Origin of the sequence: Leucobacter japonicus, from assembly GCF_001273855.1 — a bacterium.
GTDB classification, from domain to species: Bacteria; Actinomycetota; Actinomycetes; order Actinomycetales; family Microbacteriaceae; genus Leucobacter; species Leucobacter japonicus.
On the sequence record NZ_JHBX01000104.1, the window covers coordinates 464329 to 485406 of the forward strand.

The 21078-nt window shown below is 68.8% G+C and carries 19 protein-coding genes; 5 read left to right on the forward strand and 14 right to left on the reverse strand.

The genetic code is table 11. The annotated features are described in order from the left end of the window. The first annotated feature begins 44 nt into the window (after positions 1-44). A complete protein-coding gene (locus AMS67_RS06570; protein ID WP_075201245.1) occupies positions 45-1487 on the forward strand; it encodes an MFS transporter in 1443 nt (480 codons plus the stop codon). Positions 1488-1682: 195 nt separating this feature from the next. Here AMS67_RS06570 and poxB read toward each other — a convergent pair whose 3' ends face one another. The 3 genes from poxB to AMS67_RS06585 form a co-directional block, all read right to left on the reverse strand. Next, on the reverse strand, positions 1683-3407 hold the full coding sequence (poxB, locus tag AMS67_RS06575) for a ubiquinone-dependent pyruvate dehydrogenase (RefSeq protein ID WP_053386616.1): 1725 nt from the start codon (positions 3405-3407) through the stop codon (positions 1683-1685). 149 nt (positions 3408-3556) lie between these two features. After that, positions 3557-4633, reverse strand: coding sequence for a 2,3-butanediol dehydrogenase (locus AMS67_RS06580; RefSeq protein ID WP_053386617.1), 1077 nt, complete (start codon positions 4631-4633; stop codon positions 3557-3559). 179 nt (positions 4634-4812) lie between these two features. Continuing rightward, positions 4813-5148: a winged helix-turn-helix transcriptional regulator gene (locus tag AMS67_RS06585; protein WP_053386618.1), complete on the reverse strand. Its 336-nt coding sequence runs from the start codon at positions 5146-5148 to the stop codon at positions 4813-4815. 79 nt (positions 5149-5227) lie between these two features. Here AMS67_RS06585 and AMS67_RS06590 point away from each other — a divergent pair, with 79 nt between their 5' ends. Then, positions 5228-5881, forward strand: coding sequence for an FMN-dependent NADH-azoreductase (locus tag AMS67_RS06590; RefSeq protein ID WP_053386619.1), 654 nt, complete (start codon positions 5228-5230; stop codon positions 5879-5881). Between the two features lie 77 nt (positions 5882-5958). Here AMS67_RS06590 and AMS67_RS06595 read toward each other — a convergent pair whose 3' ends face one another. Then, the gene (locus AMS67_RS06595) at positions 5959-6990 is read right to left on the reverse strand and encodes an NAD(P)-dependent alcohol dehydrogenase (protein WP_053386620.1); all 1032 of its coding nucleotides are present in this window, start codon (positions 6988-6990) and stop codon (positions 5959-5961) included. A 170-nt stretch (positions 6991-7160) separates the two neighbouring features. On the opposite strand from AMS67_RS06595, the gene AMS67_RS16780 reads away from it, so the two are divergent. Both AMS67_RS16780 and AMS67_RS06605 read left to right on the forward strand, forming a co-directional pair. Next, a complete protein-coding gene (locus AMS67_RS16780) occupies positions 7161-7787 on the forward strand; it encodes a magnetosome magnetite crystal formation protein family (RefSeq protein WP_075201246.1) in 627 nt (208 codons plus the stop codon). Positions 7788-7803: 16 nt separating this feature from the next. Next, positions 7804-8991 carry an NAD(P)-binding domain-containing protein gene (locus AMS67_RS06605; RefSeq protein WP_241488005.1) on the forward strand — a complete coding sequence of 396 codons (1188 nt, stop codon included), beginning with the start codon at positions 7804-7806 and terminating at the stop codon, positions 8989-8991. 61 nt (positions 8992-9052) lie between these two features. On the opposite strand, the gene AMS67_RS06610 is transcribed toward AMS67_RS06605, so the two are convergent. The 3 genes from AMS67_RS06610 to AMS67_RS06620 all read right to left on the reverse strand — a co-directional run bounded on the left by AMS67_RS06610 (position 9053) and on the right by AMS67_RS06620 (position 12451). Next, positions 9053-9352 carry a hypothetical protein gene (locus tag AMS67_RS06610; RefSeq protein ID WP_156316553.1) on the reverse strand — a complete coding sequence of 100 codons (300 nt, stop codon included), beginning with the start codon at positions 9350-9352 and terminating at the stop codon, positions 9053-9055. A 411-nt stretch (positions 9353-9763) separates the two neighbouring features. Further along, a complete protein-coding gene (locus tag AMS67_RS06615; protein WP_053386623.1) occupies positions 9764-10876 on the reverse strand; it encodes an NYN domain-containing protein in 1113 nt (370 codons plus the stop codon). Between the two features lie 93 nt (positions 10877-10969). Further along, a complete protein-coding gene (locus tag AMS67_RS06620) occupies positions 10970-12451 on the reverse strand; it encodes an amino acid permease (RefSeq protein ID WP_053386624.1) in 1482 nt (493 codons plus the stop codon). 239 nt (positions 12452-12690) lie between these two features. Here AMS67_RS06620 and AMS67_RS06625 point away from each other — a divergent pair, with 239 nt between their 5' ends. After that, entirely contained in the window at positions 12691-14088 is a 1398-nt protein-coding gene (locus tag AMS67_RS06625; protein WP_053351788.1) for an MFS transporter, read from the forward strand. Positions 14089-14403: 315 nt separating this feature from the next. Here AMS67_RS06625 and AMS67_RS06630 read toward each other — a convergent pair whose 3' ends face one another. The 7 genes from AMS67_RS06630 to kdpC all read right to left on the reverse strand — a co-directional run bounded on the left by AMS67_RS06630 (position 14404) and on the right by kdpC (position 21051). Next, on the reverse strand, positions 14404-15162 hold the full coding sequence (locus AMS67_RS06630) for an ABC transporter permease (protein ID WP_053386625.1): 759 nt from the start codon (positions 15160-15162) through the stop codon (positions 14404-14406). Then, the gene (locus AMS67_RS06635) at positions 15159-15986 is read right to left on the reverse strand and encodes an ABC transporter ATP-binding protein (protein ID WP_053386626.1); all 828 of its coding nucleotides are present in this window, start codon (positions 15984-15986) and stop codon (positions 15159-15161) included. Before AMS67_RS06635 ends, AMS67_RS06630 begins: the two co-directional genes overlap by 4 nt. After that, positions 15983-16381 (reverse strand): DUF1048 domain-containing protein, encoded by a 399-nt coding sequence (locus tag AMS67_RS06640; protein ID WP_053386627.1) that lies wholly within the window; start codon positions 16379-16381, stop codon positions 15983-15985. Before AMS67_RS06640 ends, AMS67_RS06635 begins: the two co-directional genes overlap by 4 nt. After that, a complete protein-coding gene (locus tag AMS67_RS06645; RefSeq protein ID WP_053386628.1) occupies positions 16378-16761 on the reverse strand; it encodes a PadR family transcriptional regulator in 384 nt (127 codons plus the stop codon). Before AMS67_RS06645 ends, AMS67_RS06640 begins: the two co-directional genes overlap by 4 nt. 275 nt (positions 16762-17036) lie before the next feature. Beyond that, positions 17037-17729, reverse strand: a complete 693-nt coding sequence (locus AMS67_RS06650) for a response regulator (protein ID WP_053351783.1) — start codon at positions 17727-17729, stop codon at positions 17037-17039. Beyond that, positions 17726-20392, reverse strand: a complete 2667-nt coding sequence (locus AMS67_RS06655) for a DUF4118 domain-containing protein (protein WP_075201247.1) — start codon at positions 20390-20392, stop codon at positions 17726-17728. The genes AMS67_RS06650 and AMS67_RS06655 overlap by 4 nt, the downstream gene beginning before the upstream one ends. Before the next feature lie 2 nt (positions 20393-20394). Next, entirely contained in the window at positions 20395-21051 is a 657-nt protein-coding gene (gene kdpC, locus AMS67_RS06660) for a potassium-transporting ATPase subunit KdpC (RefSeq protein WP_053386629.1), read from the reverse strand. Positions 21052-21078 lie beyond the last annotated feature (27 nt).

Consider the following 21078-nt stretch of genomic DNA (forward strand, 5'->3'; position numbering starts at 1 on the left):
CCCGCCGCCCGCTCACCTCCCCACGCACCCGATACACTCCTCGCGTGGGGAATGCGGCGGAGAATCAACGGAATCGACTTTCACGAACCCCTCCCCGGTGGGCCACCGTCGCCGCGCTCGCCTACGCGGGGCTCTGCTCGTCGTTCATGTTCACGCTCGTCGTGCCGCTTCAGGCCGAATTGCCCGAGCTGCTGCATGCCTCGCGCGAAGACACCTCGTGGGTCGTGACGATCACCCTGCTCGTCGCAGCGGTCGCGACGCCGATCTCGGGTCGCCTCGGCGACCTCTTCGGCAAGAAGCGCGTGGTCGTCGTGCTGCTCGCGGTGCTCATCGTCGGCTCGGTGATCGCCGCCGTGTCGGGCACGATCGTGGGGGTCATCATCGGGCGCGCACTGCAGGGCGTGGTGACCGGTGTGATTCCGCTGGGCATCGCGATCATGCGCGACGTGCTGCCGCCCGAGCGACTCGGCACGGCCGTCGCACTCATGAGCGCCACGATGGGCGTGGGCGGCGCGGTGGGCATGCCCCTCGCCGCATATCTCGCGATCAACGCCGACTGGCACGCCCTGTTCTGGCTCGCCGCCGGGCTCGGCGTGCTCGGCGTGCCGCTGATCGCCTGGCTCGTGCCCGGTGACGTGCTGCGCAGCTCCGGTCGGCTCGACGTGCTGGGCGCGATCGGGCTCGCGATCGGCCTCACCGGCATCCTGCTGTTCGTGTCGCGCGGCGCAGACTGGGGCTGGACGTCGCCGCTCACGCTGACCACCATCATCGGCGGCATCGCGGTGCTGCTGCTGTGGGGCTGGTACCAGATGCGGGCGAAGGATCCGCTGCTCGATCTCAGGGTCGCCGCCCGACCCGCGGTGCTCTTCACCAACATCGCCGCGATCGGCATGGGCTTCGCACTGTTCTCGTCGAACGTCGCGTTTCCGCAGCTGCTCGAGTTGCCCGTCGCCTCGGGGTCGGGCTTCGGCCTCAACATGATGCAGGCCGCCCTCATCGTGATGCCCGCCGGCATCGTGATGATGATCATCTCGCCGCTCTCGGGGTGGCTCGAGCGCACCGTCGGCCCGCGGCCGCTCTTCACCGCCGGCACGGCCACGATCGTGCTCGCCTACGCGTTCATGCTGATCTGGTCGAGCGAGGTGTGGCACGTCTTCGCCGCGAACCTGCTCATCGGCGTGGGCATCGGGTTCACCTTCGCTGCGATGCCGATGATCATCATGCGTTCGGTGCCCGCGCACGAGACCGGCGCCTCGAACGGGCTCAATGCGCTCTTCCGCTCCGTCGGCACGTCGAGTGCGTCAGCGGTGATGGGCGGGGTGCTCGCCGCGATGACGACGGAGTTCAACGGTCAGGCGATCCCGAGCCGCGCCGCGTTCGATGTGTGCTTCTGGCTCGCGATCGGCGCCGGCGTCATCGCGCTGGTATTGTCGCTGTTCATCCCCCGCGGCGCGGGTCAGGAGCAGCGCCCGGCGCTCCCGAACTAGCCCGGCCGGGCCGGCACTGGCTCTGGCCTCCTCCCGCGGAGCCGCCGCCGCGGCAGCTGCGCACACCCCGTTACCTCCGCCGAGCCCCTCCATTCTCGCCGAGCCCCTCTCATCTGTGCGCGAAGATAGGAGGGGCTCGGCGAGATTGCAGGGGTTCGGCGGCTCAGAGCAGGGGCGTTCGGAGAGGAACTCCGCTCAGAACAGCTGGCGCCAGTTCGCGCGGGCGAGATCGAGCAGTTCGTCGCCACGGCCCGACATGACGGTGCGGATCGCGTAGAGCGCGAACCCCTTCACCTGTTCGGCGGTGACGGCGGGCGGCATCGAGAGTTCCTGGCGCTCGGTAACCACGTCGAGCAGCGCCGGGCCGTCGTGGGCGAGCACTTCGGCGAGCGCCGCGGGCAGATCCTCCGACCGTTCCACGCGCCGCGCGAAGATGCCGAGCGCCTGCGCCACATCGGCGAAGTTCGGGTTTTCGAGGTCGGTGCCGTAGTTCACGAATCCGGCCGCCTTCATCTCGAGCTCCACGAAGTTCAGCGACGAGTTGTTCACGACGATCGTCTTCACCGGCAGGCGGTTCTGCGTGAGCGTGATGAGCTCGCCGAGCATCATCGCGAGGCCGCCGTCGCCCGCGAGCGCGACGACCTGCCGGCCGGGGTGCGCGGCCTGCGCACCGATCCCGTGCAGCAGCGCGTTCGCCATGGAGCCGTGGCTGAACGAGCCGATGAGCCGACGCTTGCCGTTCATGGTGAAGTAGCGAGCGGCCCACACGGTGGGTGATCCGACATCCGCGGTGAAGACGGCGTCGTCGGCCGCCGCCTCATCGAGCAGCTTGGCGAGGTACTGCGGGTGGATCGGCTGCGCGCGCTTCGACGGCACCGCGAGCTCGTCGAGCTTCGCGCGGGTCTTCACGTAGTGCGCCCGGGCGTCGTCGAGGTGCGTGCGGTCGCGGCCGCCCTTGATGCGCCCGAGCAGTGCGTGCGCCGTCGCACCGGCGTCGCCGACGAGACCGAGATCGACGGGGTGCCGCCTGCCGATCTGCTCGCCGCGAATATCGACCTGGATCGTCTTCGCCTTCTCGGGGTAGAACTGCGCGTACGGAAAATCCGTGCCGAGCATGAGCAGGGCGTCGGCGCCATCCATCGCGCGGAACCCCGAGGCGAATCCGAGCAGACCGGTCATGCCGACGTCGAACGGGTTGTCGTATTCGATGAACTCCTTGCCCCGCAGCGCGTGCACGATGGGGGCGCCGAGACGATCCGCCAGCGCGACCACCTGCTCATGCGCACCCTCGACGCCGGCACCGGCGAGGATGGTGACCCGCTTCGCGCTGTTCAAGATCTCGGCGGCGCGATCGAGTTCGGCATCGTTCGGCACCACGACCGGGCGGGCCCGCTCGATGACGTGGGTCGCGGTCGTGAGCGCATCGGCCAGCGCGACGTCGCCCGGGATCACCACGACGGCGACGCCCCGGCGCTCGATGGCGGTGCGCATCGCAATCTCGAGCACGCGCGGCATCTGGCTCGGGCTCGCGACGTACTCGCTGTAGACGCTCGACTCGCGGAAGAGGTCTTGCGGGTGCGTCTCCTGGAAGTAGTTGGTGCCGATCTCACTCGTCGGAATGTGGGCGGCGATCGCGAGCACGGGCACGCGCGAACGGTTCGCGTCGTAGAGCCCGTTGATGAGGTGCAGGTTTCCGGGGCCGCAGGATCCGGCAACCACCGCCAGCTCACCCGTCGTCGCCGCGTCGGCGGCCGCAGCGAACGCCGCCGATTCTTCGTGCCGCACATGCACCCAGCGAATCGACCCGTCTTTGCGGAGCGCGTCGGTGAACCCGTTCAGAGAATCGCCCGGCAGCCCGTAGACCCGCTCGACTCCGTTGGTCTTCAGTGTGGCGACGATGTGTTCGGCGACGGTGGTCATGGGACGACCTCTCTGTTCGGTGGAGCGTCGGTGGGGTGTGGGTGGAGCGAGTACTGCTGCGGCACTTCGGTGCTGTGTAAGTGCGGTTGTCCCGGGAGGGGTGACGACCCGGCGGCGCGAGATGCCCGCGCCGCCGGGAGGCACTCAGTTCAGAGGCCGGCGCCGCTCGGCGAGACGAGGATCTTCACCGCGGTCTCGTTGTGGTTGATGAGCGTGTCGAAGCCCTGGGAGACGAGATCGTCGAGCGCGATCTTTCCGGTGATGAACGGCTTCAGGTCGATCTTGCCGCTCTCGACGAGCGCGATGGTGGCCGGATGGTCGTTGACGTACGCGATGGTGCCGCGCAGGTCGATCTCTTTGAGCACGAGCTTCTGCATATCGAGGCTTGCCGGGTGACCCCAGATGGAGATGACGACGATGACCCCCTGGGGTCGCACCGCGTCGACCAGCGTGTCGAACACCACCTGCACGCTCGTGGCTTCGAAAGCGACGTCGGCTCCGCGCCCGCCGGTAAGTGCCTTCACCTCGGTAACGACATCGACCTCGGCGGGGTTCAGCGCGACGTCGGCGACGCCCGCGTCGAGCGCCTTCTGGCGACGCAGCGAGCTGATCTCGGAGATGATGACCTTGACCCCCTCGGCTTTCAGCACCGCGGCGGTCAGCAGCCCGATTGGCCCGGCACCGCCGATCAGCGCCCACTTGCCGGCCTCGACACCCGAACGCTTGACGGCGTGGTGGGCCACTGAGAGGGGCTCGATGAGCGCTGCCTCGTCGAGGGCCACCGTCTCGGCGACCGGGTGCACCCAGCGGCGCTCCACGACGACGTTCTCAGAAAGCCCGCCACCGCGTCCACCCAATCCGATGAAGTTCATGTTCTCGGAGAGGTGATAGTCGGTGCTTTCGGGGCCAGTATCGACCGAGGAGTCGATGATGTACGGCTCGACCACGACGTGCTGCCCGACCTTCAGGTCGGTGACCCCCTCACCGAGCTCGCTGACCACACCCGAGAACTCGTGCCCGAGGGTCACCGGAGCATCCTCGCCCGAGATTGGATGCGGGTGGCCGGCCGGCGGCACGAAGATCGGGCCGTCCAGGTACTCGTGCAGGTCGCTGCCGCAGATGCCGGTCCAGGCGACATCGATGCGCACCGTGCCTGGCTGCAGGGGCTGGGGGTCGATGTCCTCGATACGGATGTCTTCACGGCCGTAGTACCGAGCTGCTCGCATGGTGGTTCCCTCTCTCTACGGAGGGCAGGATCGCCTTCGGTCCGGTACCAGCAGTCATCCCGCTCTCCCGCGTCTTCGACCCTACGCCGGTGCCGCGAGCGGTTCCAGGGGGCGTGACGACGTTCGCGGCGAGCGTAGACGAAGCGACGAGCCAGGCGGCGCCCGGCGGCGCGATGATCCTAGCTGCGCGCCGGCAGGTTGGCTTCGGCCCAGCGGCCGAGATCGTCGAGCACGGGCACGAGTTGTTCGCCGCCGACGGTGAGCGCGTAGTTCACGGAGACGGGCGGGCCCGCGTCGACCGTGCGCGAGACGAGCATCGCCTCGGCCAGCTCGGTGAGGCGGTCGGAGAGCACGGCGTCACTGATTCCGGGCACCGCTCGTCGCACCTCGGCGAACGACAGCGCCCCGCTGCCGAGCGCGTCGATGATCATGCCGTTCCAGCGCTTGCCAAGAATGGAGAAGGCAAGACTGACGGCGGCATCGCATTCGTGCCGGTCGTGCTGAGGGTCTGCCATGCTCCGATTGTACCGTGCTACACTCAGCCGAGTCGCTCAGAAAAACATAGCGACTATGAGCAACCTGATTGGAGTCAGTGTGACCCTCTTCCGCCTGGATGCGAGCATCCTCCCCGCCACCTCCGCCAGCCGTGCGCTTGGCGACCTCGTCGAGCAGGAGTGGACCGCGGCCCACCCCGACTCCGCGATCGTGCGCCGCGACGTGGCCGCGAACCCCATCTCGGCCGAGGTCTGGCAGACCGCCGTTACCACCGGGTTCGTGCCCGAGGGCGACCGCAACGACCAGCAGCGCGCCGCAGCCGAGCTCGCGACCACGCTCGCCGACGAGCTCATCTCGGCCGACGCCCTGCTCTTCACCGTGCCGCTCTACAACTTCGGCGTCTCGCAGCACTTCAAGACCTGGTTCGACGTCGCGTACACCGATCCGCGCATCAACCCCGAGGGCACCGCGCTCCAGGGCAAGCCGGCGACGCTTGTCACCGTGCTCGGCGGCAACTACAGCCCCGGCACGCCCAAGGAGGGCTGGGACCACTCGACGCCGTGGCTGCGCCGCGTGCTCGAGGATGTCTGGGGCCTCGACCTTCGCGTGGTGGAGCGCCCCTTCACGCTCGTCGGCGTGAACCCTGCGCTCGACGCCTTCGCTGATCTCGGCGCCTCGCTCAAGGAGCAGGCAGAAGAGCACGCCACTCGCTCGGGCCGCGAGCTCGCGGAGCTGCGCGCGCAGGCAGCCTAAGCTTCACCTCAGCAGAACGGCCTGCCCCATCTCGATGATGGGGCAGGCCGTTCTGCGCATGTCAGGATCGGGCTCGCCTACTTGCCCGGCACGATCACCGCGCGGCCACGAACCTTGCCCGCGTGGAGCTGCTCGTACGCCCGGGGAGCATCATCGAGCGAGTACTCCTCAACGTGGATGCTGATGGCACCGCGCTTCGCGAGCTCCACGACCTCCATGAGCTCGGTGCGCGAGCCCCAGTTGATGGCGCGCCCGTTCACATCGAGCGGCACCGTCGTCTGACCGATCGGCACGGACCCCGAGGCGACGCCGACCACCACGATCTGCCCGCCGACGCGAATCATGCCCGCCGCAAGGTCGGCCGTCGGCTGGATGCCGACGAAGTCGAACACGGCGTCAGCGCCGAGACCGCGGGTCAGATCCTTGACCGCGGAGATCGCATCAGGGTTCGAGAGGAACGCCTCGTCAGCACCGACCTCGCGGGCGAAGTCGAGACGATCCTGCGCCACATCGAGCACCACCACCCGCGTCTGCGACAGCGCCTTCAGCAGCTGAATCGCCACGTGGCCGAGGCCGCCCGAGCCGATCACGACGGCGGTGGTGCCGGGCGTCAGTTTCGGCAGCGCCGACTTGATGGCACGGTAGGGCGTGAGTGCGGCATCGGTGAGCGACACGTTCTGCACCGGATCGAGATCGCCGATCGGCACGAGGTGCCGGGCATCGTCGACGAGCATGTACTCGGCCATGCCGCCGTCGCTGAAGATGCCGGGCGCGCGCATGCCGTGCTCGCAATTCTGCTCTTCGCCGCTCGCGCAGGGATAGCAGCGGCCGCAGCCCCACGGGCCGTAGACGATGACGCTCTCGCCGACCTCGAGCCCGGTCACACCCGCGCCGAGTTCGTCGACGGTGCCCGCGACCTCGTGGCCCAGGGTGAGCGGCAGCGGCTTGAAGTAGTAATCCTCAGCACTCGCCCCCATGATGAACTCATCCGAGTGGCAGGCGCCGGCGGCAGTCACCTTGAGCAGGATCTCCCCCGGCCCCGGAACGGGCTTCTCCACCTCGACCAGCTCAGGCCGGCCTCCGATTTCACGGTACTGCAGTGCACGCATGGGGCTCCTGCTTTCTCCGGGCTCGTGGCCCGGCGTCTGCGCACGGCTGCGTGCGCGGGGCGAACGGCGCGTCGGGATTCTGGCGGCCGCAACGAGCGTACTCCCGCAAGATAAACGAAACGGAACGGAACGCTCCGCGGAGTGTCGGCGGCCTCGCCTAGCATTGAGGCATGAGCGCTACCGAGCCCACTGAGCCGCAGCACGAGCAGCCCCAGCCGCAATATGCACCGCCGCAGGCCCCACAGGTTCAGGTGCCTCAGCCTCAGCCCCAGCCCCAGTATGCGCCACCGCAATACTCGCCGCCCCAGTACGCACCGCCGCAGTACGCACCGCCGCAGTACGCACACCCACAGCCCCAGCAGGCCTACGCGGCACCGGGCCAGCCGAATCCTTACGCCCAGTACGCGCGCCCCGCGACCGGCGCGGCGGCGTGGGCGGTCGGTTTGATCGCGTGCTCGTTCATCCCGGGAGTCTCAGCGATCGCCGCGTGCATCGTCATGCTCATCGTCGGGGCGCAAGCGCGCAAGCGCGGCGGCCTGGCCGAGGTGAATGGGCGTGCCGCGATGAACTGGGCGTTCACCTACCTGTTCGCGACCATCGTGCTGCTCATCGCCCATCTTGCACTGCTCCTCTCACTGACAGACACCGAGTACGCACGCGGGTTCTTCCCGATCGGCATCCCGATCACTATTTGGCTGTTGCTCAGCATCGTGCACGTCGTGTTCTCGATCGTCGGCCTCGCTCGGGCATCGAGCGGCAAGGAGTTTCGTGCCTGGTCGATTCCCGTGATCAGGTAGTGCCCACGGGAATGGGGTGCACGCTGCAGTCGTTGTACCGCGTGTGAACGCCCCCGAGATCCTGCCCGCCCTCGTCATCGGCGCCGGGCAGGCGGGCCTCTCCGCCTCGTTCCACCTGCAGCGACTCGACATCGATCACGTGGTGCTCGACGCCGATCACGGCCCCGGCGGAGCCTGGCAGCATCGCTGGAACGCCCTCACGATGCGCGACGTCCACGGCGTCGCCGAGCTTCCGGGCAGCACCCCTCCCCCGCGCACGGCTGAGCGGGCGAACCTCGCGATCCCCGAGTACTTCACCGAGTACGAGCGCGCGCACGAGCTTCCGGTGATCCGCCCCGTGCACGTCGAACGCGTCGAGAACGACGCGCAGGATCCGCTGCTGCTCGAGACGCACGCCCACGGCCGAGTGTGGCGCTCGCGCACGATCGTCAACGCCACCGGCACCTGGTCGCAGCCGTTCGTGCCGCGTTACCCCGGCATGGAATCGTTCGCCGGCGAGCAGTTGCACACGGTGGCGTACCCGGGCCCCGAGCATTTCATCGGCAAGCGCACCCTCGTCGTGGGCGGTGGGGCGTCAGCGGTGCAGTTTCTCGGCGCCCTCGCTCCCATCACCGACACGGTCTGGGTGACACGGCGCGAGCCCGTGTGGCGCACCGATGACTTCACGCCTGAAGCCGGCGCCGCATCGGTCGCGCTGGTCGAGCAGCGCGTCGCCGCAGGGCTGCCCCCGCAAAGCGTGGTGAGCGTCACCGGGTTGATGCTGCGCGAGCAAGAACGCGAGGCCGAGCGCCTCGGCGCGTATCGCGCACGACGCCCGATGTTCGCGAGTGTTGAGCCGCGCGGCGTGCGCTGGGCCGACGGGTCATTCGAACCGGTCGACATCATTCTGTGGGCGACGGGCTTTCGGCCCGCCATCGCTCACCTCGCGCCGCTGCATCTCCGGAGTGCCGCGGGCGGCATCCAACTCGATCGCGGCGGGCGCGGCACGACCGCCGTTGCCGACCCGCGCGTGCAACTCGTGGGGTATGGCCCGTCGGCGAGCACCATCGGAGCGAACCGCGCCGGACGCATCGCGGCAACCGGCGTACGCCGGTACCTGAAGGGCATCGCAAGTGTGGGCGCAGCAGATGTGGCCCCCACAGACGCGCGCCCCACAGAAGCGCACGGCGCAGCACCACAGACCGCAGCGCCGCTCACGGCCTGAGCCGGCCGCTCTACCGGGAGTCGAGGCGACCGGCTCAGACGCGTGCACGCGCGGCAACGACTTACAGCGTGCGATGCAGCCGCGGGTGCTGCGCGACGGCCGCGTCGTAGGCGGCACGGGCCTCGCGCGCGACGACCGCGAGCTGGTGCGGGGTGGACTGATGCTCCGCGCGGCCGGATGCGGTCGCACCCGAGCGCAGCAGCAACCAGAGACCGACCCGCAGCTTCGCTCGGTCGAGCAGTGAGAGTCGTGCGAGCGCTGCGCCGCTCGGCACGGTGACGGACAGATGGACGGGGTGCGCCGGCTGCGGCGCTGACAAGGCGAGGCGCGGGGCGCGCTCGGCCGTCGAGTGGGTACTCACGATGAGATCCTTCGAAGAGGTGAACTGCGTGCCCGATCTGTCGACGATTCGGGCGGGGCGATCCGGTGTGGAATCGCTTGGCGCGCTCACGCATCCGCTGTACAAGCGGAGGGGCGAACTGCGCCTGGAGGGTCCGGCTGCGCCGGTGCGGTCACCGCGTTGCGGCGACGATCACCGGTGGCCTACGCGGCGGCCGAGAAGGGGCCGGCGAATGCTGAGCGGAAAACGACCGCAGCACGCGTGGCTCCCTGCACTGGGATGAAATCGATGGCGTCCATGTTCCGCACCTCCTCGCGAACTCGTGTGGATCCCACGGTAGAGCGACCGGGAGCGCCACGTCAAGCGTGTTCCCAGGTTCGCTGAAATCTGCGCGGGATCGCCCCACGCGCTCGCCCCGCCGCTCGGGGGTGTCTACTCGCTCTGATCGCGGAGGCGCACCAGGCGCTCGTGCCCGGTCTCTTCGAGCTCGGCGACGTCGGAGCGCGACTTCAGGAAGTCGGAGAACGAGCGGAACCCGAGGGCCTTCTCGCTGAACGACGGGTCCATGCGGCGCATCTGCTGCTTTACCGCGGAGCTGTAGAGCCAGCCGGAGTCGTCCTTGTCTTGGCTCAGCCAGAGGGCACGGATCAGCAGGCCGGTCACCGCGAGCTCAGCATCTTCAGCCGATTCGATCGCGTCACCCGGTTCGACGTCGAGGGCTGCTTCTTGGGCCGCCGAGAGTGCCGTTTCGAGGCCCTGCTCGAACGAGGTCTCGTCTGCAGTCTCCGAGGCGGCCGGCGCATCCGTCGGCTGGCCCCCGCGCCCGCCTCGGCCGCGTGAGCGCTTCGGCTGCTCCTCGCGAGGCGTCTCTGACTCTGCGGTCGCAGTGCCGCCCTGCTGTGCCTCGGAGGCCGCTTGATTCGCCGACTGCGACGCAGGCTTGCGCGAGCGTCCCGACGCGTTCGTCGCCCGCGCGATCGACTCGATGCCGGGCAGGGCGTCGTACGAGGCGAATTCGTCGCACGCCGCGGTGAGCGCCTTCGCCGTCGAACCGGCGACGCCGACGCCCACGACGTAGCGCCCCAGGCGCTTGCAGCGCTGAGCGAGCGGCACGTAGTCAGAATCACCGGCGACGATCACGACGTGGGTGAGGTCGTCGAGGCGGAACATGTCTTCGACCGCGTCGACCGCGAGGCGAATATCGGCGCCGTTCTTGGCGTAGGCCGCAGCCGGGAAGAGCTGCACCAGGTCGACGGCGCGCGAGACGAGCTGCGAACGGTACTCGGCGTTCATCGGCGCCGACCAGTCGGCGTAGGCGCGCGTCAGCACGAGCGTGCCGAACGATGAGGCGTAGTCGATGATGGCGCCGACGTCGACGACCGCTGCGCGCAGGCGCTCGGCGATCTCGGGCTCCGAAGGATTCTCGGCGATGCGCTGGCGATCCCGCGCGAATGAATTGCGCCCGTGCACACGGTCGTACCACGAGAGCACGATGTTATCGAAGTCGAGGTAGACCGCGACGCGGCCGTTCTGGGTATCCGCCACGCCCCCAGTCTGTCAGGCTTCGGCGCGCACGCAAACGGCGGCGGGTTCGGGCGAGCCCGATCCCGCCGCCGCACGACGTGCGCGAACGACGCGTTACGCCTCGAGCGCTGCCTCGGCCTGCGCCGCTTCGGCCTGCGCGGCCTTGCGCTTGGCCAGCCCGCGTCGCACGAACGGCCAGCAGATCACGAGCACCACGGTCGCGATGAGGCTCGTCCAGACCTGCGTGCGGCCCGACTCCGAGGTCAGCATGATCACGAGCACGGTGATGATGGCGGCGATCAGCAGCAGATTGAGCCACGGGTGCAGCCACATCTTGAGCTTGAGGCCCGCGACCTCCTCCGGCGTCATCTTCTGGCGCATGCGCATCTGCGTCAGCGCGATGAACCCGTAGACGAAGAGGGCGACGAGACCGGCCGAGTTCATGATGAACGAGAAGACGCCCGAATCGGGAGCGGCGAAGTTCACGATCGTCGCAACGACTCCGCCGATCGTGGATGCCAGCAGTGCGGCGACCGGGATGCCGTTCTTCGCCTTCTTCGCGATGAACTTCGGCGCGAAGCCCTGCTCCGCGAGCGACGAGAACATGCGCGACGCCGAGTAGAGGCCCGAGTTCAGCACCGAGATCACGGCGGTGAAGATCACCAGCTGCATGACGATCGCGGCACCCGGCAGGCCGAAGAGTTCGAACACCTTCGTGAACGGCGCCGAGGCGACATCGACGGGCTCGGGCAGCTCGTCCCAGGGAATGATCGTGGTGATGATGAGCACGGCGCCCACGAAGAAGAGCAGGATGCGCCAGATGACGGTGCTGCTCGCCTGACGGATGCCCTTGGCGGGATCTTCCGACTCGGCCGACGCCATGACGGCGATCTCCGTACCGAAGTACGAGAAGATCACGAGAGCGACACCGGTGAAGGCCACACCGTAGCCGTTCGGGGCGAAGCCGCCGTGCTCCCAGAGGTTCGGAATCGAGAACGACGAGTTCGGCCAGAGGCCAAACGCGAAGAGCACGCCGGCGCCCAGGAAGACGACGATCGCGAGCACCTTGATGCTGGCGAGCCAGAACTCGACCTCGCCGAACGTGCGCACCGAGATGAGGTTCGCACCGACGAAGATGGCGAGCAGCAGCAGCGAGCCCGCCCACGACGGCAGCCAACCGAACCAGCCGTGCAAGGTCTCACCGCCGAGCACCGCCTCGTAGGCGAGCACGCCGACCCAGAAGTACCAGTAGAGCCAACCGACCAGGTACCCGGCCCAGTCGCCGAGACCGACGCGGGCGTACTCCATGAACGAGCCGATCGCGGGTCGAGCCGCCGCCATCTCGCCGAGCATGCGCATGGCGAGGAAGACGAGCAAGCCGCCGATGAGGTACGAGAGCACGGCGGCAGGGCCGACGGTGCGAATGACGTTGCCCGAGCCGACGAAGAGGCTCGCGCCGATGATGCCGCCGAGGGTGATCATGGTGACGTGACGGGAGCGCAGCTTCTTCTGCGGTACCTGCACGGAGCCTGCCGAGGTCTCGGGCGACACGGGCCTCGAGTATGCGGACTTCGGTTCGTGTGATGCGGAATTCATTACCGGGAGTGGTGCCTTACTCGCTCGCGTCCGGCCCACCTCGCGGGCCTGGGAATAACCCGAGAATGATAAGTCAAAGATCACGCGATGTGAAATCGAGTGACGCAATACGGACCGAGTCCAAGAAATTTGCACTCGCCTTCTATACGCACCCGAGACCTTGCGGCAACGTATTCGAAATCGTATATTATCGAGCGTGCGGTATGCGCCGCAGTACCTCGTCACAAAGGAGTGCCCGAATGTCCACAGCTCCCCACCAGGGATCGCTGACCCCGACCGGAACCATCGCAACGACCCACGATCGTCGTCGCGTGGCCTTCGCCACCGTCGTCGGCACCACCGTCGAGTGGTACGACTACTTCATCTACGCATCCGCCGCGGGCCTTGTCTTCAGTCAGTTGTTCTTCGAACCTGCAGGTCAGGGCATCGGAACGATCCTGTCGTTCCTCACCGTCGGCATCAGCTTCCTGTTCCGACCGCTCGGCGCCTTCCTCGCCGGCCACTTTGGCGACCGCTTCGGGCGTCGCATCGTGCTCGTCGTCACCCTCATGCTCATGGGTGCGGCAACGGTGCTCATCGGCCTGCTGCCCACGTACGGTCAGATCGGGATCGCCGCGCCGATCCTGCTCATTCTGCTGCGCATCTTGCAGGGCGTCTCAGCCGGTGGCGAGTGGGGCGGCGCCGTGCTCATGGCCGTCGAGCACGCACCGCGCGATCGCCGCGGACTCTTCGGCGCGATGCCGCAGATCGGCGTGCCGATCGGCCTGCTGCTCGCCAGCGCGATGCTCGCCATCATGAACATCATCTTCCCGGGCGACGCGTTCATCGAGTGGGGCTGGCGCATTCCGTTCCTGTTCTCGATCGTGCTGATTCTCGTCGGTTACTGGGTGCGTCGCCGCGTCGAAGAAAGCCCGGTCTTCACCGAGATCGCGGAGCGCAAGGAGCAGACCGGCGCCCCCGTCGTCAAACTTTTCGCGCGCTTCACTCCCCTGGTGATCCTCGCCGCGCTCGTCTTCGCGGGCAACAACGCCGTGGGCTACATGACCACGGGCGGCTACGTGCAGAACTACGCCACCAACCCCGACGGCCCCGTCGGCCTCGACCGCGGCGACGTACTGTGGGCGGTCACCGCGTCGTCGGTTACGTGGCTCATCTCGACATTCATCGCCGGCTGGATCTGCGACCGCATCGGCCGCCGCACCACCTACATTCTCGGATGGGTGCTGCAGGGCGCCGCGCTCTTCGCACTGTTCCCCCTCGTCAACACCGGCAACCCCCTGCTGCTCGCCTGCGGCCTCATGCTGCTCACCGTCGGGCTCGGGTTCACCTACGGCCCGCAGTCGGCGTGGTACTCCGAGATGTTCCCGGCGTCGGTGCGCTTCTCGGGCGTCTCGATCTCGTACGCGATCGGCGCGATTCTCGGCGGCGCATTCGCCCCGACGATCGCGGCCTGGCTGCAGCAGACGACGGGCACCTCAACCTCGGTGACCTTCTACCTGCTCGGCATGACTGCGCTCGGCCTCATCGCGACGCTGCTGCTGCGCGACCGCAAGGGCATCTCGCTGCGCCCGGGCGACGAAGAGGAGCAGCACGAGGGCATCTACATCTGGCAGCCGGCCCACCAGCCGCGCGGCTAGCGGCGGCTGCGCGTCTGTCGCGCGTCGACTGCGCGTCGCCCCACTTTGGCAGCGGGGTCAGTTTCGGAGGGTATTGCGCCATCGCACCCTCCGAAACTGACCCCGCTGCGGTGTTCGGTGGGTGCGATGTCCGCTTCATCGGTCGCCGCGCTCCGCACCCATCGGATTGGGGCAACTTCGGACCAGTCGCAGGGGCGAATTCAGCCTCCGCACCGGTCCGAAGTTACCCCGATCGCATCAGGGCTCAGCAGCAACGCAGCAGCAACGCAGCGTCAGCACGGCATCGCATCAGAGCGCAGCAGCCCCGCGCCCGCCTCAGCGGCGCCGCGCAAGCAGCATCGCCCCGGTCGCAGCAATGACCAGTAGCCCGACGAGCCACGCGAGGGCGACCCAGATCGCCGCACCGACCGGCTGGCCTGCGAACAGCGCCCGCAGCGTGTCGACGATCGCCGTGACCGGCTGATGCTCGGCGAACCAGGCGACGGGGCCGGGCATCGATTCGGTCGGCACGAACGCCGAGCTGATGAACGGCAAAAAGATGAGCGGATAGCTGAAGGCGCTCGCCCCGTCGATGGTCTTAGCGGCGAGGCCGGCGACGACGGCGATCCAGGTGAGGGTGAGCGTGAACAGCGTCACGATGCCGGCGACCGCGAGCCAGGCCCCGACCGAGGCGCCGGTGCGAAAACCGAGCAGCAGCGCCACACCGATGACCACCGCGACCGACACGAGGTTTGCCACGAGTGACGTGATGACGTGGGCCCAGAGCGCACTCGACCGCGCGATCGGCATCGAGCGGAACCGTTCGAAGATGCCGCCCTGTCGGTCGAGAAAAAGTCGGTAGGCCGTGTACGCGACACCCGATGCGACCGTGATGAGCACGATGCCCGGCAGCAGGTAGTCGATGTAGGCGCCATCGCTGCCGGTGCGGATCGCCCCGCCGAGCACGAAGACGAACAGCAGCATGAGCGCGATGGGCGTGATCACGGTGGTGATGATGGTGTCGGGGCTGCGGAGGATGTGCCGCAGCGATCGTCCGGTGAGCACTCCGGTGTCGGTGATGGCGTGCGCGGTCATGATGCGCTCCGTTCGGTCGGTGCGGGATCACCGGGCGCCGCCGCACCCGCCCCCACGATGGCGAGGAACACGTCTTCGAGCGTCGGCTGCGGTGTCACGAGCACGGGCTCCTGGGGCGGCAGCAAGCGTTGCAGTGCCGCGAGCGTGCCCTGCTGCACGATGCGCCCCTCGTGGAGTATCGCGATGCGGTCGGCCAAGTGCTCGGCCTCGTCGAGGTACTGGGTGGTGAGCAGCACGGTGGTGCCGCCGTCGGCGAGCTCACGCACGAGCCGCCACACTTCGGCGCGCGATTGCGGGTCGAGCCCGGTTGTCGGTTCGTCGAGGAAGAGGATCCGCGGGTCGCCGACGAGGCTCATCGCGATGTCGAGTCGGCGCCGCATGCCGCCCGAGTACTCCCCCGCGCGCCGGCCTCCCGCATCGGCGAGTGCGAAGCGCGCGAGCAGTGCGTCGGCGACTGCCGCCGGTTGCGGCACGTGTCGCAGCCGGGCGACGAGCACCAGGTTCTCTCGCCCGGTGAGCACCTCATCGACGGCGGCGAATTGTCCGGTCAGACTGATCGCGCTGCGGACGGCGTCGGGATGCTCGTCGACTCGGTGATCCAACACCCTCGCCTCGCCCGCGTCGGCGGCGAGCAGTGTCGCGAGCACGCGGATGAGCGTCGTCTTGCCCGCTCCGTTCGAGCCGAGCAGCGCGAACACCTCGCCCGGGGCGACCTCGAAGTCGACGCCCCGCAGCACCGCGGTCTCGCCGAACGACTTCTTGAGGCCGCGCACAGAGATCGCCGGTGCGTCGATGCGCGGGGGCGACTCAAGCACGGCGGTCATGATGCGCCGCCGTCGGGTTCTCGTGGAGCGCTCGGTGCAGCCGCCTCGGCTTCGACGATCGCGCGGGTGAGGCGCTCGCGCTCCTTATCGATCCACTGCTTACCGGAGTACGCGTTGACGAAATCTTCGGCGAACGCGACCGGGTCGTCCCCGACGATGTCGCGCACCGGCGTGCCATCGATGGCGGCGCGCTCCCACAGGTCGGCGTGGTCGCCGATCATCGTGACCAGTGTGCGCCCGTCACCGATCGCGCCGAAGTAGGTGAAGTAGCGCGAAAGCGCCTGCGCCACGGTCGCGTACGGCTGCGGCAGCGCGGCGATGCGGGCGATCGCGGACTTGTACTGCTTCTTCTCGTCGAGTGATCCGGTGAGGGTTTCGATCCATTTCGCGGTCATGATGCGGTTCCTTCGTGCGGCGATGCGGCGGGTGCGTTGGGTGCGGCGTGTGCGGTGCGTGCGGTGCGCAGCGCGGCGATGTGCGTGGCGAGGAAGTCCCAGGACTCCCAGAATTCGGCGAGACGGCCGCGGCCTGCGCCCGACAGGGTGTAGACCTTGCGCGGTGGCCCCTTCTCGGAGGGCACGCGCTCGACCGAGACGAGCCCCTTCTGCTCGATGCGCACGAGGAGCGCGTAGATCGTGCCCTCGGCGATGTCATCGAAGCCCCGCTCGCGCAGGGTCGCGGTGATCTCGTATCCGTACGCGGCGCGGTCGGCGAGGATCGCCAGGACGATCCCCTCGAGCGTGCCCTTGAGCATCTCGGTCATCTGGGTTGCCATCGGCCACCTCCCTGCTATTCAGTGATGCTGACTACAGGTAGACGGTAACACTAAGTACCACTACTTGGCAACACTGAATAGCGACCGCGCCGCCGCCGAGCCGACTCAGCCTCAGCGTCAGCCTCAGCCTTCGACGGATCGGGGTAACTTCGGACCAGTTGCAGGGCCGATTTCGGCCTCCGCACCGGTCCGAAGTTACCCCAATCGCACAGAGGGCGCAGGACCACAGCGGGCGCAGCGGCGCGCGGCCCACAGAGCGGCGCAGCGCCGCAGACTCAGCTCTCGACGCGCTCCAGGCGGTAGCCCATGCCGGCCTCGGTGATGAGGTGGACGGGGTTGGCCGGATCCGCCTCGATCTTCTTGCGCAACTGCGACAGGTACAGCCGCAGGTACCCGGTGTCTTCGATGTGCTCAGACCCCCAGATCGTGGTGAGCAGCGTCTGTCGCGTAACGAGCCGGCCGGGGTTGCGAATCAGCAGCTCCATGACCTGCCACTCGGTCGGGGTGAGGCGAATCTGCTGCTCCCCCTCGGGCGTCGTCCGCGTCACGGCCCGCGCGGCGAGGTCGACCGTGACGTTGCCGAGGCGCACCACGGGCACTGCGTCGTCGTGCACGATGCGCCGGCTCAGCGCACGGATGCGCGCGAGCAGTTCTTCGATCGCGAACGGCTTCGTCACGTAGTCGTCGGCCCCAGCGTCGAGCGCGTCGACCTTGTCGGCGGCACCCGCGCGCCCCGATACGACGAGAATCGGCGCTTGCGACCAGCCGCGCACGGCCTCGATCACTTCGATGCCGTTGAGGTTCGGCATGCCGAGGTCGAGCAAGAAGAGGTCGGGGCGGTGGTCGATCGCGGCGGCGATGGCCTGCGCCCCGTCGGCGGCGACGAACACGTCGTAGCCCTTCGCGGTGAGAGTGATGCGCAGCGCGCGCAAGATCTGCGGGTCGTCGTCGGCGATCAGAATCTTCATCGCGGGGTCTCGCTTTCGCTGGCTGACGGGTGCGGGGGTGCGGGCGCCGGATCGCCGGGCGCCGCTTCACCGAATGTCGAGGGCGGCACGACCGGCAGCGGCACCACCGGCAGCGACACCACCATGGTGAGCCCGCCGCCGGGGGTGTCTTCGGGCGCGAGCGTCCCCTGCATCGATTCAACGAAGCCCCGAGAGAGGGCGAGGCCCAGGCCGAGTCCCGTGGTGTTGTCGGTGTCGCCGAGGCGCTGGAACGGTAGGAAGATGTCGTCGCGTTTCTCGGCGGGCACCCCGGGCCCGTGATCGATGACGCGAATCTCGAGTCGGTCGGCGAACGTGCTGGTGCTCACGAGCACGTTCGTTCCCTGCGGAGAGAAGCGCAGCGCGTTGGCGAGCAGGTTGACGACGACCCGCTGCAGCAGCACAGGATCGGCCTGCACGGCTGCCTCGCCGTGCCGTAGAGCGAGCGCGACGTCGGCGGGGCCCGCGTCGAGTTCGTCGAGCGCCGCTGCGATGACCGACTCGGGGTCAGTCGGGGCGAGCCGGATCGCCAGCGCCCCGGCTTGGATGCGACTCACGTCGAGCAGGTCGGTGACGAGCGCGGCGAGCGCGTCAAGGCTCTCGGTCGCGGTGTCGAGCAGCTCGCGCCGGTCGGCCGCGCTCAGTTGCACTCCTGCGGCACGCAAACCGCCGATTGCGGCCGTGGCCGCCGCGAGCGGGCGTCGCAGGTCGTGGCTGAGCGCGGAGAGCAGCGCACCGCGCACGCGGTCGGAGGCCGCGATCGGCTCGATCTCTCGGGCGGTTTCTTCAAGACGCCGGTGTTCGAGCGCAGCCTCGAGCTGCGTGGCGACGACACTGAGCAGACGCCGCTCGGAGGCGGCGAGCTCGGTGCCGAAGAGTTCGAGTTCTGCCCCGGAGCCGACCGAGATCACGGTCTCGGCGCGTGCTCCGCTCGCGAGCCGATCGGCATCGTCGGATCGCGCGGCGGTCGAGGCACGATCAGCGGGTCGCGGGCGTTCTGCAGCCTCTGCAGCTTCGGCACCACCCACCGCATCCACGAGCACCTCCCCGCTCGCATCCACCAGCCGCGCACGCCGCAGTCCGAACGCCTCGCGCGAGCGTTCGACCAGGGCTTGCAGGGCGTCGTCGCCGCGCAGCACGCTGCCGGCGATTGTCTGGATCAGCTCGGATTCCGCTGCCGAGCGCCGCGCCGCACGGGTGGTGCGGGCCGCTCGGTCGACGATCAGGCTGACGAGCATCGCGATCACGACGTAGAGCGCGACGGCGAGGAGGTGCAACGGCTCGTGGATGTGCACGGTGTGAATGGGTTCGAGGAAGAAGAAGTCGAGCGTCAGCCCTGAGAGCACGGCGGCGAAAACTGCCGGCCAGATGCCGCCGGTGAGGGCGACGAGCACGACGAGCAGCTGATAGCTGAGCACGTCGCTCGTCATGGAGTCATCGCTGCGGAACGTGGCGAGCAGCCAGGTGAGCAAGGGCCCGCCGACCAGGGCGAGCGCGAACCCGAGGGCGCGGCGCTTCACGGTCAGCGCACCGGTGCGGCGGGGCAGGGCGAAGCCGCGGGATCCCTCCGCGTGATTCACCATGTGCACGTCGATGTCGCCCGACTCGCGCACCACGGTCGCGCCGATGCCCGGGCCGGTGACCGCCGCGAGCCACCGCCCGCGACGACTCGCGCCGAGCACGAGCTGCGTCGCGTTGACGGAGCGCGCGAACTCGACGAGCGCGCTCGGCACGTCGGAGCCGATCACCTGGTGGAAGCTGCCGCCCAGCTCTTCGACGAGGGCGCGCTGCTGGGCGAGCAGCGCGGGGTGCGCCGTGCGCAGCCCGTCTTGGCTCGACACGTGCACCGCCAGCAGCTCGCCGCCGGCCGAGCGGGCGGCGATCCTCGCCCCGCGACGCAAGAGCGTCTCCCCTTCGGTCCCGCCGGTGAGCGCGACGACGACGCGTTCGCGCGCCTCCCAGGTGCGGCGGATGCCATGCTCGGCGCGGTACCCGGTGAGGGCCTGGTCGACTTCGTCGGCGAGCCACAGCAGGGCGAGCTCGCGCAGCGCGGTGAGGTTGCCGAGGCGGAAGTAGTTCGCGAGCGCCGCGTCGATGCGCTCGGCCGGGTAGACCGCTCCCCCGGCGAGCCGGTCGCGCAGCGCCTGCGGGGCGAGGTCGATCACCTCGATCTGGTCGGCGCCGCGCAAGAAGCGGTCGGGCACCGTCTCGCGCTGGGGCACGCCGGTGATCTGTTCGACGACGTCGTTCAGCGATTCGATGTGCTGAATGTTCAGCGTCGAGATGACGTCGATGCCGGCCTCAAGCAGCGCGTCGACGTCTTGCCAGCGCTTCGCGTGCCGCGTGCCGGGTGCGTTCGTGTGCGCCAGTTCGTCGACGAGGGCGACCTCGGGGTGCCGCGCGAGCACGGCGTCGAGGTCCATCTCTTCGAGCGTGACCCCGCGGTGCGCGAGCTGCAGCCGCGGCACCTCGGGCAGGCCGTCGGCCATCGCGGCGGTCGCCTCACGTCCGTGGGTTTCGACGAGTGCGACCACGACGTCGAGGCCGTCGGCGCGCAGGCGCCGCGCTTCCTCGAGCATGGCGAACGTCTTGCCGACGCCGGGGGCGGCGCCGAGCAGCACGCGGAGTCGCCCCCGTCTCGTCATCCTCACTCCTCCGCCGCCCGGGGCGCCGTGCCGAATGCGGCATCGAGCGCCAGGTTGAGTTCCAGGATATTCACTCGGGCCTCGCCGAGGTATCCGAGGTCGGGGCCTTGGGTGTGCGCGTGGACGAGTTCGCGCACCCGCGCACTGTCGACGCCGCGCGCCTCCGCGACGCGGCGCACCTGCAGGTCGGCGTACGCCGGACTGACGTGGGGGTCGAGCCCCGACCCTGAGGCGGTCACCGCATCGGCAGGAACCGATGACTCGGGCACCCCGTTGAACGCGGCGACCTGCGCTCGGCGCTCGGCGATTTGCGAGATCAGGTCGGGGTGCTCGGGCCCGAGATTCGAGCCTGAGGAGGCCGCCGCGTCGTAGCCGTCGCCCGCGGCCGAGGGGCGCGGTTGGAAGTACGTGGCGAGCGGCGCACCGTCGGCGTCGGTGAACGACTGGCCGATGAGCGCCGATCCGACCACGGCGCCGGTGGCATCGGAAACCCGGGAACCGTTCGCCTGCGCGGGCGCGATCATCTGGGCGACGCCGGTGATGACGAACGTGTAGCCGACGCCCAGCACGAGCGTGGCGAGCAGCATCGCGCGGACGCCGACGCCGATGGTGCGGAGTGTGGTGCCGGTGGCCGGGCGGGGTGTGCGGTGCAGTGACATGGTGTTCTCCAGTTCGAGACGGGCCGG

Coding starts and splice junctions, on each gene's coding strand:
- poxB (WP_053386616.1), bottom strand. CDS start 3,407: ATGACCACCGTCGCCGAACACATCGTCGCCACACTGAAGACCAACGGA.
- AMS67_RS06645 (WP_053386628.1), bottom strand. CDS start 16,761: ATGGCAACCCAGATGACCGAGATGCTCAAGGGCACGCTCGAGGGGATC.
- AMS67_RS16780 (WP_075201246.1), top strand. CDS start 7,161: ATGAGCGCTACCGAGCCCACTGAGCCGCAGCACGAGCAGCCCCAGCCG.
- AMS67_RS06595 (WP_053386620.1), bottom strand. CDS start 6,990: ATGCGTGCACTGCAGTACCGTGAAATCGGAGGCCGGCCTGAGCTGGTC.
- AMS67_RS06650 (WP_053351783.1), bottom strand. CDS start 17,729: ATGAAGATTCTGATCGCCGACGACGACCCGCAGATCTTGCGCGCGCTG.
- AMS67_RS06625 (WP_053351788.1), top strand. CDS start 12,691: ATGTCCACAGCTCCCCACCAGGGATCGCTGACCCCGACCGGAACCATC.
- AMS67_RS06620 (WP_053386624.1), bottom strand. CDS start 12,451: ATGAATTCCGCATCACACGAACCGAAGTCCGCATACTCGAGGCCCGTG.
- AMS67_RS06585 (WP_053386618.1), bottom strand. CDS start 5,148: ATGGCAGACCCTCAGCACGACCGGCACGAATGCGATGCCGCCGTCAGT.
- AMS67_RS06630 (WP_053386625.1), bottom strand. CDS start 15,162: ATGACCGCGCACGCCATCACCGACACCGGAGTGCTCACCGGACGATCG.
- AMS67_RS06640 (WP_053386627.1), bottom strand. CDS start 16,381: ATGACCGCGAAATGGATCGAAACCCTCACCGGATCACTCGACGAGAAG.
- AMS67_RS06655 (WP_075201247.1), bottom strand. CDS start 20,392: ATGACGAGACGGGGGCGACTCCGCGTGCTGCTCGGCGCCGCCCCCGGC.
- AMS67_RS06635 (WP_053386626.1), bottom strand. CDS start 15,986: ATGACCGCCGTGCTTGAGTCGCCCCCGCGCATCGACGCACCGGCGATC.
- kdpC (WP_053386629.1), bottom strand. CDS start 21,051: ATGTCACTGCACCGCACACCCCGCCCGGCCACCGGCACCACACTCCGC.
- AMS67_RS06580 (WP_053386617.1), bottom strand. CDS start 4,633: ATGCGAGCAGCTCGGTACTACGGCCGTGAAGACATCCGTATCGAGGAC.